Below are 14,852 nucleotides of genomic sequence, written 5' to 3'. Positions count from 1 at the left end.
CTGAACTGACGCTGCGGTCCACCGCACCTTACCGGACGCTCCAAGGACGCCAACATGATTAGTAAAGAAGGCCTTACCCATCACATCTCCGCGCAGTTCAACGCTGAGCTGGAGGAAGTTCGCAGCCACCTCCTGGCCATGGGCGGGCTGGTCGAAAAGCAGGTCAACGACGCAGTCACCGCGCTGATCGAGGCCGATTCCGGCCTGGCCCAGCAAGTGCGCGAAATCGACGACCAGATCAACCAGATGGAACGCAACATCGACGAAGAATGCCTGCGCATTCTGGCTCGTCGTCAGCCGGCGGCGTCGGACTTGCGTCTGATCATCAGCATCTCCAAGTCGGTGATCGATCTTGAGCGTATCGGCGACGAAGCCACCAAGATCGCCCGTCGCGCCATTCAGTTGTGCGAAGAAGGCGAAGCGCCGCGCGGTTACGTCGAGGTTCGCCACATCGGCGACCAGGTGCGCAATATGGTCCGCGATGCACTGGACGCGTTTGCCCGCTTCGACGCCGACCTGGCGTTGTCGGTGGCGCAGTACGACAAGATCATCGACCGTGAATACAAGACCGCCTTGCGTGAGTTGGCCACTTACATGATGGAAGATCCGCGCTCTATTTCGCGGGTCTTGAGCATTATCTGGGTGCTGCGTTCCCTGGAGCGGATCGGCGACCACGCGCGCAACATCTCGGAGCTGGTGATTTACCTGGTGCGCGGCACCGACGTGCGTCACCTGGGCCTCAAGCGCATGAAGGAAGAAGTGGAAGGCACCAGTGCCGAAACCGCTAATGTTCCGGATAAAGCTGACGATAAGTAAGGTTGCCCAAGAAAAGCGCCCGGCCCCTTGGCCGGGCGTTTTTGTTTGCGGCCTTCGAATCGAAAAGCAGCACCCGCGAACGAAAAGTCCCGGCGTGACTGAAGAGTTTTGGCAAAGTGCCATCAGCCAGCGTTATGCTTGCCGGGATTTTTAAAGGGGTGTTGGATGAGCAAGATCAGTGTGTTGGTCGTGGACGATGCGTCGTTCATTCGTGACCTGGTAAAGAAGTGCCTGCGCAACTACTTCCCGGGGATCCGGACCGAAGATGCCGTCAACGGCAAAAAGGCCCAGGCCATGCTGGCCAAGGAAGCATTCGACCTGGTCCTGTGTGACTGGGAAATGCCGGAAATGTCTGGCCTGGAGCTGCTGACCTGGTGCCGCGAGCAGGACAACCTCAAAACCATGCCGTTCATCATGGTGACCAGCCGTGGCGACAAAGAGAACGTGGTCCAGGCGATCCAGGCCGGGGTTTCCGGCTACGTCAGCAAGCCGTTCACCAACGAGCAGTTGCTGACCAAGGTCAAGCAGGCGCTGAACAAGATCGGCAAGCTCGACACCCTGATGAACAGCGCGCCGACCAAAATGAACTCGGCGTTCGGCAACGATTCCTTGAGCGCGTTGACCGGCGGCAAAGCGGCGGTGGTCGCCCCCTCGGCTGCGCCGACCCCGGCTGCCGCACCGTCTCGCGGTCTGCTCAACAGCCCGCCGGTCAAGGCACCTGCTGCTGCCTCCGCCTCCGCCTCCGCTGGCGGTCGTGGCCAAGGCCAACTGCGCCTGTCGAGCGGCACTCAGCAATGCGTGATCAAGGCCTTGAGCATCAAGGAAGCGCTGCTGGTGGTGAAACGCACCGACACCTTGCCGCAAGTCCTCGACAACGCCGTACTCGACCTGGAGCAGGGTGACAACGCCGAAATTGCCCGCCTCAACGGCTACCTGCACGCCATCGTCGCCCACGAGCCGAAGCCTGACAGCGAGTGGCTGCAACTGACCTTCCGCTTTATCGACCAGGACGCGCAGAAGCTCGACTACATCTCCCGCCTGATCGCCCGTGGCACCGCGCAGAAGCATTTCGTGCCGGGTGCGTAACGTGTACCGCGGATCGTTCCCACGCAGCGCGTGGGAACGATTCATTTGAAACATCTGCCGACTACACGGGTCCATTTCTGCTGCTAGGCTACTTCCCAGGCCTTACTCGACAGAATTTTGCCCATGTTCGCGCGCCTGCTGTTTTTCTGTGGTCTTTTAATGGTCTCCGCCTCCGCTGTGGCCATGACGATCTACAGGTCCACCGACGCCAGTGGCGTAGTCTCTTACAGCGACCGCCCCACCAAAGGCGCGAAGGTGTTCGTTTTTCGCGACCGGATGGTCGAGCGCCTTGAGCGGCAGGTATACCTCGACATCAAGAAGCTGAAGGGCATGGACAGTGTGTTCGTGCGCAACGACCTGTATGCGCCGGTCGAGATCGAGCTGAGTTTCGACGGGCTGCAGAACGTCAGCGGCGCGCCGAGCCGACCGATCCGTCGGGTGATGCCGGCGCGCAGTAACCTTCGTCTGGCACTGCTCAAGGCGACGAAGGCCGGAAGGCCGCTGGTGTATACCCCAAGGTTCGAATATTCCCTGGGCGATCCCTCAGGGGCTGCCATGGCCTATCGATATCCGCTGCCCTGGCGTGGCGGGCCGTTTCGGTTGAGCCAGGGCGCCAATGGCCAATACAGCCACTACGGGCCGAAGAACCGTTATGCGATGGACATCGCCATGCCCGAAGGCACACCGATCATCGCGGCGCGCGGCGGGGTGGTGGTGAAAACCGAGAATCGCCAGACCGGGCGCGGCAACGACCCGTCGGGCAATTTCGTGCGAGTGCTGCACGATGACGGGACCATGGGCGTATACCTGCACCTCAAGAAAGGCTCGGTCTGCGTACGGGAAGGTCAGCGAGTGGTGGTGGGCAGTGCGCTGGCGCTGTCGGGCAACACCGGCAACAGCAGCGGCCCGCACCTGCATTTCGTGGTGCAGCGCAATACGGGGTTGGGGCTGGTGTCGATTCCGTACCAGTTCAATCAACCGGTGGGGGCGTTGCCCAACTTTGCGTTGGGCAGTAGGAGCCGGCTTGCTGGCGATGAACGATAACGCGGTGTAACAGAGACACCGCGGCGCTCCTGATCGCCAGCAAGCCGGCTCCTGCAGGAGCATGGCTCAGTCGAGCATCAACACCTTGGCCAATATGATCTTCGGCCCCTTCATCTTTTTGATGATGATCCGCAAACCTTCGACCTCCAGCACTTCCTCCTCTTCCGGCACCCGTTTCAGGGTTTCGTAGACCAGCCCGGCGAGGGTTTCCGCTTCAATGTGGTCCAGGTCAATGCCCAGCAGGCGTTCCACCTTGAACAGCGGCGTATCGCCGCGCACCAGCAGCTTGCCTGGCTGATACGCGAGGATCCCGCGTTCGGCCTTGCGGTGTTCGTCCTGAATGTCGCCTACCAGCACTTCCAGCACGTCTTCCATGGTCAGATAGCCGATGATGTTGCCGTCGGCTTCCTCGACCAGGGCGAAATGCGAGCCGCCCTTGCGGAACTGTTCCAGCAACTGCGACAGCGGCATGTGCCGCGATACGCGCTCCAGCGGTCGGGTCAGTTCGGCGAGGTTGAACGACTCGGGAATGTGATCCAGGGCTGCCAGTTCCAGCAGCAGATCCTTGATGTGCAGCAGGCCGACGAACTCCTGGCGCTCGCTGTCATACACCGGGTAGCGGCTGAACTTGTGGCGACGGAACAACGCCAGGATTTCCTTGAGCGGTGCATTGAACTCGAGGGTGACCAGGTCTTCCCGGGAGTTGGCCCAGTCGACCACTTCCAGCTCGCCCATTTCCACCGCCGAGGCTAATACGCGCATGCCTTGGTCGCTCGGGTCCTGGCCACGGCTGGAGTGCAGGATCAGTTTCAGTTCTTCACGGCTGTAATGGTGTTCGTGATGCGGGCCGGGTTCACCCTGGCCGGCGATGCGCAGGATCTGGTTGGCGCTGGCGTTGAGCAGGTAGATGGCCGGGTACATGACCCAGTAGAACAAGTACAGCGGCACCGCCGTCCACAGCGACAGCAATTCGGGTTTGCGGATGGCCCAGGATTTCGGGGCCAGTTCACCGACCACGATGTGCAGGTACGAAATGATGAAGAACGCCGTGAAGAACGAAACCGCCTTGACCACTTCAGCGGAATCTACGCCCACGGCACTCAGTACGGGCGCCAGAAGGTGCGCGAACGCCGGTTCACCGACCCAGCCAAGGCCCAGGGAGGCGAGGGTGATACCCAATTGGCAAGCCGACAGGTAGGCATCGAGCTGACTGTGAACGGTGCGCAGGATGTGTCCGCGCCAGCCGTGTTTATCAGCGATGGCTTCGACCCGGGTCGAGCGCAATTTGACCATGGCAAATTCCGCCGCAACGAAAAAGCCGTTGAGCAAAACCAGAATCAGAGCAAAAAGAATCATGCCGAAGTCGGCGAATATTGTTGCGAGGGTCAAGCCAGGGGAAGGGTCCATGATGGAGTTTTGCGGGTTCCGTGTATTCAAAAAAGGGGGAAATGCAGTGCCTGAAGGGCAGGCACAAGTCAGCCAATGTAGCGGCTGACTGGGCGATTGCCTAGTGGCGAGTGCTGGCCGGTATCAGTCGGCGGCGCTGATGACCCGGGATTTGCTGACCTGGGCCGGCGCAAAATGGCAGGTAAACGTGCTGCCATGCCCTGGCACGCTGCTGATTTCCATGCGGGCCCGGTGGCGCAGCAGCACATGTTTGACGATGGCAAGTCCGAGCCCGGTGCCGCCGGTGTTGGAGTTGCGGCTGGAGTCGACACGATAGAAACGTTCGGTCAGGCGCGGCAGGTGTTTGCTGTCGATGCCGATCCCCGAATCCTGCACGCTCAGGTGTGCGCCTTGATCGTCGCCCCACCAGCGAATGCGGATCTTGCCCTCGGCCGGGGTGTATTTCACGGCGTTGAACACCAGGTTGGAAAACGCGCTGCGCAATTCGGCTTCGCTGCCCTTGAGCAGAATCGTCGGGTCGGCTTCCAGGGTGATGTGCTGATTTTTCTGCCCCGACAGCTGCTGAGCATCGCTCTTGATCGATTGCAGCAGGCTGTCGATGGAAACCGGCTGGTTGTCCGAGGGGTAATCGGTGGCTTCCAGCTTGGCCAGCAGTAGCAAATCGTTGAGCAAGGTCTGCATGCGCCCGCCTTGCTGCTGCATTTGCTGCAGGGCACGGGTCCAGCGCGGGTTCACTTCCTCGACATTGTCGAGCAGGGTTTCCAGGTAGCCGCAAATCACCGTCAGGGGCGTACGCAGCTCGTGGGACACGTTGGCGATGAAGTCTTTGCGCATCTGCTCCAGCTGATGGATACGTGTCACGTCGCGCACCAGCATCAAGTGCTCGTTGTTGCCGTAGCGGGTGATGTACAGCTGAATGCGCAGGCGATCATTGATCGGCGACGGAATTTCCAACGGCTCGGCGTAGTTGTCCTGCTCGAAGTATTCCTTGAAGCGCGGATGGCGCACCAGGTTGGTCACGGGCTGGCCGCTGTCTTGAGGGGTCTTGAGGCCGAGCAGGGTTTCGGCGGCGCGGTTCCACCATTCCAGGTTGCCGTCGCTGTCGAGCATGATCACCGCGTCTTTCAGCGCGGCAGTGGATTCCTGGACCCGGTCGATCACCGCTTGCAGGCGCCCGCGCACCCGTTGATCGCGGCGTTGCAGGTGATAGATGCTGTCAAACACTTCGCCCCACAGGCCATAGCCGTCGGGCGGTGCTTCATCGGGTTGGTGCAGACGTAGCCATTCGTGCAGGCGCAGTAGCTGTTTGAGGGTCCAGGCCAGGTAAACACCCAGGCCCACGGCGAGGCTCCAGCCGTAGTAGCCGGAAATCAGGCCGATCACCAGGCAGGCGGTGACCAGCAACAGCATGTGGCGAATCAGGGTGCCATGCCAGTTTTGGTTCACGGAAAATATGCGTCCTTGTCAGCGAGTCTGGCGGCCGGCTCAGGCCTTGGTGGAAAACCGGTAGCCGGTGCCGCGCACGGTTTGTACCAGATTTTCGTAGGCATCGCCGAGGGCTTTGCGCAGGCGACGGATGTGTACGTCGACGGTGCGCTCTTCGACGTAGACATTGCCGCCCCAGACCTGATCCAGCAACTGGCCGCGGGTGTAGGCACGTTCCTGGTGGGTCATGAAAAATTGCAGCAAACGGTATTCGGTCGGGCCCATCTCAGCGGGTCTGCCGTCGATGGTCACGCGGTGGCTGATCGGGTCCAGCAGCAGGCCGCCGACTTCGATCGGCGCTTCGCCATCGGTCGGACCGGCGCGGCGCAGCACGGCTTTGAGGCGCGCAACCAGCTCACGGGGGGAAAACGGTTTGGTGATGTAGTCGTCGGCGCCGACTTCCAGGCCCTGGATCTTGTTGTCCTCTTCGCCCTTGGCGGTGAGCATGATGATCGGGATATCCCCGGTCAGTTCATCGCGCTTGAGGCGGCGGGCCAGTTCGATGCCGGAGGTGCCGGGCAGCATCCAGTCGAGCAGGATCAGGTCCGGTTTGCGGTCGACGATAATGGCATGGGCCTGCTGGGAGTTTTCCGCTTCCAGACAGTCATAGCCGGCCATTTCCAACGCAACGGCGATCATTTCGCGAATGGGCGCTTCGTCGTCGACGATCAGAATGCTCCTGCCAACCATGCCTTAATCCTCTTGTCATTTAACTGTCTTGCGCCGCATTAGATAACGGAATTATTGCAGTCGTGTGACAGTATTTTAGCCGCCCTGCGATTGTCGCGATCCTGAACTAAGCTCTAAGTCCGAATCCTGACAACCACAAAAGGAAGGTTTCCATGAATCACATTGTTCAATCCTGGAAGGCCCTGCTGGTCACGGCTGCGCTAACGCTGCCGTCCCTGGCCTTTGCCGCCGATCCGGCCATGATGAAAGACGGCATGATGGTCGACCAGAAGGGTATGACCTTGTACACGTTTGACAAGGACAAGGATGGCAAGTCGATGTGCACGGGTGAGTGTGCGATGATGTGGCCGCCATTGATGGCGCCGATGGATGCCAAGCCCACCGGGAAATGGATGCCGATCAAACGTGATGACGGCACGATGCAATGGGCGTATGAAGGCAAGCCAATGTATGGCTACAAAATGGACACGAAACCCGGGGATACCGCGGGTGACGGTAAAGGCGGCTTCTGGCACATGTATCGGCACTGATTGACTGCAAAAAGATTGCACCCGTAGCAGCTGGCGAAGCCTGCGTTCGGCTGCGGCAGCTGCTACAGATCAATCGCAGTCAACGCGACGCGTAATCCAGCACAATCCCGACGAAAATCGCCAACCCCGCCCAGTGATTGTGCAAAAACGCCTGGAAGCAACGCATCCGCTCCTTGCTGCGGGTGTACCAGAACTCCCACGCAAAACAGCCTGCCGCCGCCAGCAGCCCGAGGTGGAACCAGCCGCCGAGCTGGAATTTCGAACCCGCCAGCAGCAAGCACCCCAACGCCAAGCCCTGCAGGGTCAGAATGATCACCCTGTCGGCGTCGCCAAACAGAATCGCCGTGGATTTCACCCCGATCTTCAAGTCGTCGTCACGGTCGGTCATGGCGTAATAGGTGTCGTAGCCTACGGTCCACAGCAGGTTGGCGATCCACAGTAACCAGGCCGTCGCCGGCAGTTCACCGGTCTCGGCGGTGAACGCCATGGGCATGCCCCAGGAGAACGCCGCGCCCAGCACCACTTGCGGGTAATAGGTGTAGCGCTTCATGAATGGATAACTGGACGCCAGGGCCAAGCCGCCCAGCGACAGCCAGACAGTCGCCGCGTTGGTGCACAACACCAGCAAAAAGCTCACGCCCATCAGCACCGCGAAGAACACCAGGGCTTCTTTGGAGCTGATCTTGCCGCTCACCAGCGGCCGCTGTTCGGTGCGTTTGACGTGGCCATCGACCTTGCGGTCCGCCCAATCGTTGATCACGCAACCGCCGGCACGGGTCAGCACTACGCCGAGCACGAAAATCACGATGTTGGCCAGTGACGGCGAACCTTCACCGGCAATCCACAGTGCCCACAGCGTCGGCCACAACAGCAGATAAATGCCGATCGGCTTGTCCATGCGGGTCAGCTGAATGAAATCCCAGGCCCGAGGATTGAAGCGGTTCAGGGACTTGAGCAGGGTCTGATACATCAGCAATTCTCCGGATGCGCGCGGGCGGCGCTCCACAGGGTCGGCAGGAAAATCTCGGCCACCAGCACGCTCAGAGCACCACGGTCGAAACGCGAGCGGCGGCCCCACAGTTCAGGTGCTTGAGCCTCCACCGGCAACCATGCTTGAGGATAATGACAAACCTCGATGGCCCGACGCTGAAAGGCCTGGTCGCAAAACAGCAACTCGCCCAGGGAACGGCTGCCCAGTTCGTCCATGTGCAATCCGTCGCCCTGCAACGCGCTACGCGCCGCCACGCTGCGGGCAAACACCCAGGCTTCACCGTGGCCGCGCAAATACACCTCGCGCACCCAGCCTTCGCTGCCTTCGGCCAGTTCCAGCGCGGCACATTCGTCGGCGCGCAGCGGTTGCCAGCCTTCGAACAGCGGCGTGACGCTGAAACCGTCATTCGACAAACGGGTCAGGCGTCGGGTCAGCGATCCTTCATCGAACAGCCAATTGAGCGTAGACGTATCGGGGAGGGGCGTCAGTTGGCTTTGAGAAAGCCAGAGCGGCATCGTGGAGGGGGCTTTTGAGTGCGGCACAGTGAGTCATTATTGGCAGCAAATGAGGCGGCGAGCTTACCATGTCAGGCGGCGAGTTTGATTGATCCGGCCTGCCGTTGCGCCGAACAGGCTTGCATCTGCCGGGCCCGATCAGTACAAAACGCCCAGAGCCGGACGGCAGCGCTTCATCCATCGACCGTTTGCGCCGGCAAAAGCCTGAATCTGAGGAAGTACCTGAATGAAAAAGTGGCAATGTGTGGTCTGCGGCCTGATCTATAACGAAGCCGAGGGCTGGCCGGACGACGGTATTGCGGCGGGCACACCGTGGCAGGACGTACCGGAAGACTGGCTGTGCCCGGACTGCGGCGTGGGCAAAATGGATTTCGAAATGATTGAAATCAACTAAAACAAGCAAGGAGCAAGGAATGAACGCACCTGTCGTGATCGTCGGCACTGGGCTGGCTGGCTACAACCTGGCCCGGGAGTTTCGCAAACTCGATGGCGAAACCCCGCTGCTGTTGATTACCGCAGATGACGGACGCTCCTACTCCAAGCCGATGCTCTCCACCGGCTTTGGCAAGAACAAAGACGCCGATGGCCTGAGCATGGCCGAACCGGGCGCCATGGCCGAGCAATTGAAGGCCGAAGTGCGCACCCACACGCGCATCAGCGGTATCGATCCGGGCCACAAGCGCCTGTGGATCGGCGAAGAAGCGGTGATCTACCGTGACCTGATTCTGGCCTGGGGCGCGGAAACCGTGCGGGTGCCGATCGAAGGCGACGCGGCCGATGCCGTTTTCCCGATCAACGACCTTGAAGACTACGCCCGCTTTCGCGCGGCGGCGGCCGGCAAGCATCGGGTGTTGCTGCTGGGCGCCGGTCTGATCGGCTGCGAATTCGCCAACGACCTGATTCTCGGGGGCTACGAAGTGCAACTGGTTGCACCCTGCGAACAAGTCATGCCGACCTTGCTGCACCCGGCGGCGGCCGCTGCGGTCCAAGCCGGGCTGGAAAGCCTGGGCGCGCGCTTCCACCTCGGGCCGGTGCTCAATCGCTTGCAGCGAGTGGCTGACGGCCTGGAAGCACATCTGTCCGACGGCCAGATCATCCCTTGCGATGTGGTGGTGTCGGCCATCGGTCTGCGTCCGCGCATCGACCTGGCGGCTGCTGCCGGGGTGCAGGTCAATCGCGGCGTAGTGGTCGACCGTCACCTGAAAACTTCTCACGCCAACATCTACGCTCTGGGCGACTGCGCCGAGGTCGATGGGCTGAATTTGTTGTACGTCATGCCCCTCATGAGCTGTGCGAGAGCGCTGGCTCAGACCCTCGCCGGAAACCCCACCGCTGTGAGTTATGGCCCGATGCCGATCACCGTGAAAACCCCGGTCTGCCCATTGGTGGTTTCCCCGCCACCACGGGGCGCGGAGGGCGTCTGGACGGTCGAAGGGCAGGGCGCGGACATCAAGGTGTTGTGCCGCGACAGCGCCGGCAAATTGCTGGGCTATGCCCTGACAGGCACGGCGGTGATGGAAAAACTCGCCCTGAACAAAGAGCTTCCGCCCCTGTTGGCGTAAACACCGGTCGTTCTGTCGGAATCACCCCCTTTTTGTCTCTACAAAGGTCGCGGGGAGACTGGCGCGGCTCTTAAGCGCGTGCCATCCTCACTCCCGTCTGCCGCAGAGTAGAGCACCTGCGGCGCCTTGGGCGCTGTTCCAACGAGAACAGCACGGACATAACAACAAAAAACCGTCAAAGGGGCTTCACTCATGCGTAAACCAGAACTCGCCGCTGCCATCGCGGAAAAAGCAGACCTCACCAAAGAACAGGCCAATCGCGTTCTCAACGCCGTTCTCGAAGAAATCACCGGCGCTCTGCATCGCAAGGATAGCGTCACGCTGGTGGGCTTCGGCACCTTCCTGCAACGCCATCGCGGTGCCCGCACCGGCAAAAACCCGCAAACCGGTGAGCCAGTCAAAATCAAGGCCAGCAACACTGTTGCGTTCAAGCCAGGCAAGTCGTTGAAAGACAGCGTTAATCCGTAACACGCACCGACTTCCCGCGCAGCGGGCGAGCGGGATAAAAAATGGGCACGCCAACGAGGTTGGGTGCCCATTTTTTCTGTCTGGCGGATCAGCCGACTCGGCTTTGTTTCCTGGCGAGAATCGCTGCTATTTCCGGCTCATTCAGGTGATCCAGCGCGCGCTCTACCAACAAATGCACCCCGTCGGCCATGCGGCTGAGCGCCAGGGCTACGGAGCGGCGTGAACCGTCCACGTCGTCGGCGAGGTCGGCGGCGATGGCGCTGATGGACAAGATATCTTCCGAGGCATTGGCGAGGAGGGCTTCAGTGTTGATGCCCGGGCAGACGCTGAAGAGCTGGCCTTTGCGTTTCGGTGGCTTTGGTTCGGCTGGCGGGAAGTGGTGGTCGAGGGCGCGTTCGGCGGCGTCGTTGAGTTTTTTTGAATCGGGGCTTTCGTATGGGGAGACCGGATCGGTGTCCGGTGGGTTAGGTGTAACTTTGAACATGATCTTCAATTCCTTGAGTGATGCTGACACCACTTCGCCGACTAAACGAAGGGGAGGCAGCTGTACGCAGGTTAGTCGGACCGGGGAATTGAAGAAGCCGGCGCACCCAAAGGTGCCCTACGCACAGCTACCATCAAATGCAGGTAGGAAATACCTGTCTGACGGACGCTTGTACAACTTCAATTACCAGCGGGCGACTAAACCCGACCACTGACGATCAGTGACACGAATCAAGGTACCGACCGGCCCCAAAGCGCACAAGCCAGCGGATTCTGGCGTAGCCGTAGGCAACGACGCAAGGTGTTGTAGCTTTCACGACGTTACCTACAAGGCTTTTAAACAAGCACTGTCAGGCATTGGCGTGGGACCGACTGGAAAACCATTTTTGATCAGGATTGGGGGGCTGAATCAGGTTGCCGAGTTCGTCGTAATGGTGCTGCAGGCTGCTGGCCGCACTGTGTTCGGCAGCACCTGACGGCCCTAGAGTCCTCGGCCTTGCTCAGGCTTTTTTCTCTAAATAGAACTTCAGATATTTTTTTGGTCTTTCTTGAAAGGCTCGTGCCTTACCGAAGCTATAAGCATCGTCAAAGTATTTATAAGCCTGTGAATAATCTTCCAGTTCACTCTAGGATTTCCGCTGCAGTCTCTCCTTCAAAGGTTTGGACGGCCGTTCGATAAATGACCGTCCAACTTTCCTCTGATGATCTTTTAAGAATATGTTTTGAGCCAAACACGTATAGGGTGTCGCCAAGTGAAATTTTTTCTTTTATATGCTGTGCTGAGTGTGAGACTAAAAATTGATGTAGGAAGACCATGGGTAGGCCCTGATGATATAACCAGGCTGGTTCGCCCACCCATACAGGTTTTTCATTCAAACACAGGAACTCATTTTCTAGACGTTCTGTTAGCCATTTCTTTTTATTTTTTGGGGCGCTTTGCTCGACGTATTCGTTGTAAAGACCCCTTGCAAAATCTTCTGCACCTTCGGCTTCCATCGACGCGGATTGCTTTTCTGCGATCTCCATCGCAGCGCCCCAGAAAATGTGAAAATCGGTCAACCCGCTCATGTTTTCTCCTATACAGCCTGCTTTACCATTGTCCGGTGGTTTTTATAACTTTTACCAAGTCCCATCCCGCATGGCTTTCGCAAGCTAGCCTTTGATCTTTTTTTTAGAAGGGCAAGGAGTTTTTTATTGCTGCGAATTTTTCTAACGCAGCACCTTTATTTCTTAAATGGTTCAATGCGGCTTCTAAAGTTGAAAATTCTTTGATTTCTTCATTTTCATCATCTTCAAGTAAGTCCATACGAGATTCGTCGGTTGAAAAATAATATGTGTAATAAATATTGTTTTGTTTTTTTATGGCGTATTGGAATAGAAAAGAAACGCCATCGATCAAGCGACTTTCCTCGTAGCCTCGCCGTTTACCGGTGTTGAGTGCATCTATGAGTTTATTCATTTTCTAACCTGTGATGTCGATACGGACCATTGTTCCGTCGGCGCGCTTAATGTTGACGTGTGGTAGTTCGCCATGACCCGTACCTTTCGGGTCATCGTGACCATAAACGCGTCCTGTTTCTTTATTGATGGGGTAGTCTTTTCTGTATCTGACTTTTCCGTCTCTCTTTTTAAACTGATCCATTTTGTTTTTCTTTCTGATGCCCGTGGCATCTTGCGACCCAATGCCTCTGACTTTTTGGGCCTTAGGAAATGCCTCGGCCAATAATTCGTTCGCTTCTTTTTTTGTTTTCACCTTCACGACTGTTTTTTGAGGGCCATTACGCAAGGCGTCCACTTTCTTTGAACAGGCTGCCAGACCAAGTGGATCTGACCACATAAATGGATTGGGTGAGTAGGCGTATGTATTCAATCCCCCCATCAACCCAATCGGATCCGGCGTCGTAAACCGCCCCACATCCGGATCATAAAACCTGAACGTATTGAAATGCAGCCCGGTCTCCCGGTCCAGGTACTGCCCCTGAAACCGCAGGTTTTGCTCTTCAATGTAATACGGCTCGCGCACCTCTTCTAACGTATTGCCCCACACCCGATAACTCGCCTGCCAGACGTTGTGGCCGTCCGCCTCGGTGAGCTGTTCCGGCAGGCCGTTGAGGTCGTTGTGGTAGTAGCGGATTTTTTGCAGCGGGCCGGTGCCGTCGACGCGGGCCAGAGGGGCGTAACCTTCGTCTTCGTAGAGGTAGAGGCTGGTCTGCTGATGGCGATGCTCCTGCAACAGGCGCAGGCCGTCCCAGGTGAAGCGGGTCTCTCCCAGTGGATAACCCTTGCTGTCGTGCTCGGTTTTTTCGATGCGCCGGCCCAGTGGGTCGTAGGTCATCCTGACCACGCTGCCGTTTTCATTGCGCACTTCAATCAACCGGCTTTCGGCGTCGTAGGCGAAACGTTGCAGGCCCCGTTGAGCGCTGCGTTTTTCGATCATCCGACCAAACGCGTCATAGCGGTAACGCTTGTCCTGGTAGGTCAGCAGTTTGTTGTGCACCACCAGCCCGGCGCCGGGTTGCGGGCCGTCCAGCAGATTGGCGGCGGCGTCGTAGGCGAAGGTTTCGCGCTGGCCGTGCAGGCTGTCCTGGCTGGCGATGATGCGGCCGGTGGCGTCGTAGTGCAGCAGTTGGCGGTGTTGCGCGGCGGGTTGCTGGTCGAGTTTGCCGATCAGGTTATCGGCGGGGTCGTACTCGAAATGTTTCTGCACCGCTGCCGGCATCAGCGATGGCTGGCTGCTGTGTCGGCGTTGGCGTGAGCGTAAGCGCCCGCTGCGGTCGTATTCGCTTCGGGTGCTGATCTGGCCCTGGGTGCGCAGCACTTCGCGGTGCAGGCGGTCGCGTTCGAAGTCGCTGATGACTTGGCCGTCGAGGTTGATCTGGTGCAGGTGGCCGCTGCCGTAGTACAGGCGATTGAGCCAGCGGTCGTCGGGCAGTTGGGTCTGGATCAGATTGCCGAGTTCGTCGTAGTGGTGTTGCAGGCTGCCGGCGGCGCTGTGTTCGGCGAGCAACTGGCCGAGGGCGTCGTAGGCGAAGCTCAGGGTTTGTGCGTTGCCCTGGTGGTCGGTGAAGGTGACGGCGGTGAGTTGGTCCAGTGGGTCGTAGGAGTAGTCGGTGCGGCCATCGTCGGTGACTTTGGCGATCAGCCGGCCGACGGCGTCGCGTTCCAGTCGGTGAACGATGGGAGCGGGGGGCGACTCGGGGACGACGGCCAGGCCGTTGCCGTATGGCGCCGGAACAGCCGTGACCGCCGCGACGTTATCCAGCAGGTCATAGCTGTAGCGCTTGGCACTGCCATCCAGATCCTGTTGTTCGGTCAGCCGATCCCCTGCATCCCAGGCGAACCGATAACTTTCACCGTTCTCATTGGTCAGCGCTTGCAGCCGCCCGTAGCGGTCGTACCCGAACTGCACCTGCCGGCCATGGGCGTCGGTACGCTGACGCACCTGGCCGCGGCGGTTGTGTTGATACAGCGTGGTGTGCCCGGCCGGGTCGGTATAACCGGTCAACTGGCCGCTGACGTCGCGCTGATACTGCTCGGTGCGGCCGTCCGGCAATTGGCTGCTGAGCAACCGTCCCTGGGCGTCGTAACTGAATTGGGTGCGTTCGCCGAGGGCATCGGTGATCGTTTGCAGATAGCCCCGGTTGTCGTAGCTGAACCGCGTCGGATAACCCGAGCAATCGATGTGTTCGATCAATTGGCCGAACGGGTTCCAGCGCAGCTTTTTGCTTTTATCGGTGGCGTCGATGATCTCGACGACCTGGCCGTGGGCGTCGTA

The 14,852-nt window shown here is 59.1% G+C and carries 16 protein-coding genes; 7 read left to right on the top strand and 9 right to left on the bottom strand.

What is annotated here, in order from left to right:
* The first annotated feature begins 54 nt into the window (after positions 1-54).
* The 3 genes from phoU (at position 55) to HCU66_RS15595 (ending at position 2,946) form a co-directional block, all read left to right on the top strand.
* On the top strand, positions 55-816 hold the full coding sequence (gene phoU / locus HCU66_RS15605) for a phosphate signaling complex protein PhoU (protein WP_205889324.1): 762 nt from the start codon (positions 55-57) through the stop codon (positions 814-816).
* A gap of 165 nt (positions 817-981) precedes the next feature.
* Positions 982-1,902 (top strand): response regulator, encoded by a 921-nt coding sequence (locus HCU66_RS15600; protein ID WP_205889323.1) that lies wholly within the window; start codon positions 982-984, stop codon positions 1,900-1,902.
* Between the two features lie 123 nt (positions 1,903-2,025).
* Positions 2,026-2,946 (top strand): peptidoglycan DD-metalloendopeptidase family protein, encoded by a 921-nt coding sequence (locus HCU66_RS15595; RefSeq protein ID WP_205889322.1) that lies wholly within the window; start codon positions 2,026-2,028, stop codon positions 2,944-2,946.
* A 66-nt stretch (positions 2,947-3,012) separates the two neighbouring features.
* Here the strand turns inward: HCU66_RS15595 and HCU66_RS15590 are convergent, their stop codons facing one another.
* The 3 genes from HCU66_RS15590 to phoB all read right to left on the bottom strand — a co-directional run bounded on the left by HCU66_RS15590 (position 3,013) and on the right by phoB (position 6,528).
* The gene (locus tag HCU66_RS15590) at positions 3,013-4,353 is read right to left on the bottom strand and encodes a hemolysin family protein (protein ID WP_205889321.1); all 1,341 of its coding nucleotides are present in this window, start codon (positions 4,351-4,353) and stop codon (positions 3,013-3,015) included.
* Between the two features lie 123 nt (positions 4,354-4,476).
* Entirely contained in the window at positions 4,477-5,763 is a 1,287-nt protein-coding gene (gene phoR, locus HCU66_RS15585; RefSeq protein WP_241015515.1) for a phosphate regulon sensor histidine kinase PhoR, read from the bottom strand.
* Positions 5,764-5,838: 75 nt separating this feature from the next.
* Entirely contained in the window at positions 5,839-6,528 is a 690-nt protein-coding gene (phoB, locus tag HCU66_RS15580; protein WP_003229608.1) for a phosphate regulon transcriptional regulator PhoB, read from the bottom strand.
* Between the two features lie 152 nt (positions 6,529-6,680).
* Here phoB and HCU66_RS15575 point away from each other — a divergent pair, with 152 nt between their 5' ends.
* A complete protein-coding gene (locus tag HCU66_RS15575; protein ID WP_205889319.1) occupies positions 6,681-7,058 on the top strand; it encodes a COG4315 family predicted lipoprotein in 378 nt (125 codons plus the stop codon).
* A gap of 79 nt (positions 7,059-7,137) precedes the next feature.
* Here the strand turns inward: HCU66_RS15575 and ubiA are convergent, their stop codons facing one another.
* The gene (ubiA, locus tag HCU66_RS15570) at positions 7,138-8,028 is read right to left on the bottom strand and encodes a 4-hydroxybenzoate octaprenyltransferase (protein ID WP_205889318.1); all 891 of its coding nucleotides are present in this window, start codon (positions 8,026-8,028) and stop codon (positions 7,138-7,140) included.
* Complete coding sequence (locus HCU66_RS15565; protein ID WP_241015512.1) at positions 8,028-8,564, bottom strand: chorismate--pyruvate lyase family protein; 537 nt, start codon at positions 8,562-8,564, stop codon at positions 8,028-8,030. The genes ubiA and HCU66_RS15565 overlap by 1 nt, the downstream gene beginning before the upstream one ends.
* Before the next feature lie 226 nt (positions 8,565-8,790).
* Here HCU66_RS15565 and HCU66_RS15560 point away from each other — a divergent pair, with 226 nt between their 5' ends.
* From HCU66_RS15560 to HCU66_RS15550, 3 genes are all read left to right on the top strand, one after another.
* Positions 8,791-8,958, top strand: a complete 168-nt coding sequence (locus HCU66_RS15560; protein WP_007896465.1) for a rubredoxin — start codon at positions 8,791-8,793, stop codon at positions 8,956-8,958.
* A gap of 19 nt (positions 8,959-8,977) precedes the next feature.
* On the top strand, positions 8,978-10,126 hold the full coding sequence (locus tag HCU66_RS15555; RefSeq protein ID WP_205889316.1) for an NAD(P)/FAD-dependent oxidoreductase: 1,149 nt from the start codon (positions 8,978-8,980) through the stop codon (positions 10,124-10,126).
* 192 nt (positions 10,127-10,318) lie between these two features.
* A complete protein-coding gene (locus HCU66_RS15550) occupies positions 10,319-10,594 on the top strand; it encodes an HU family DNA-binding protein (protein ID WP_003213368.1) in 276 nt (91 codons plus the stop codon).
* A gap of 88 nt (positions 10,595-10,682) precedes the next feature.
* Here HCU66_RS15550 and HCU66_RS15545 read toward each other — a convergent pair whose 3' ends face one another.
* The 4 genes from HCU66_RS15545 to HCU66_RS15530 form a co-directional block, all read right to left on the bottom strand.
* Positions 10,683-11,078, bottom strand: coding sequence for a DUF6124 family protein (locus tag HCU66_RS15545; protein WP_026286521.1), 396 nt, complete (start codon positions 11,076-11,078; stop codon positions 10,683-10,685).
* Positions 11,079-11,698: 620 nt separating this feature from the next.
* Entirely contained in the window at positions 11,699-12,145 is a 447-nt protein-coding gene (locus tag HCU66_RS15540) for a hypothetical protein (protein WP_205889315.1), read from the bottom strand.
* Positions 12,146-12,248: 103 nt separating this feature from the next.
* A complete protein-coding gene (locus tag HCU66_RS15535; protein WP_205889314.1) occupies positions 12,249-12,536 on the bottom strand; it encodes a hypothetical protein in 288 nt (95 codons plus the stop codon).
* Between the two features lie 3 nt (positions 12,537-12,539).
* Positions 12,540-14,852, bottom strand: a 2,313-nt coding sequence (locus HCU66_RS15530) for an RHS repeat-associated core domain-containing protein (protein ID WP_205889313.1), incomplete at its 5' end; no start/stop codon positions are given.

Source organism: Pseudomonas frederiksbergensis (assembly GCF_017114915.1).
Taxonomy (GTDB): Bacteria; Pseudomonadota; Gammaproteobacteria; order Pseudomonadales; family Pseudomonadaceae; genus Aquipseudomonas; species Aquipseudomonas frederiksbergensis_I.
This window is presented reverse-complemented; position numbering and strand designations above follow the sequence as displayed.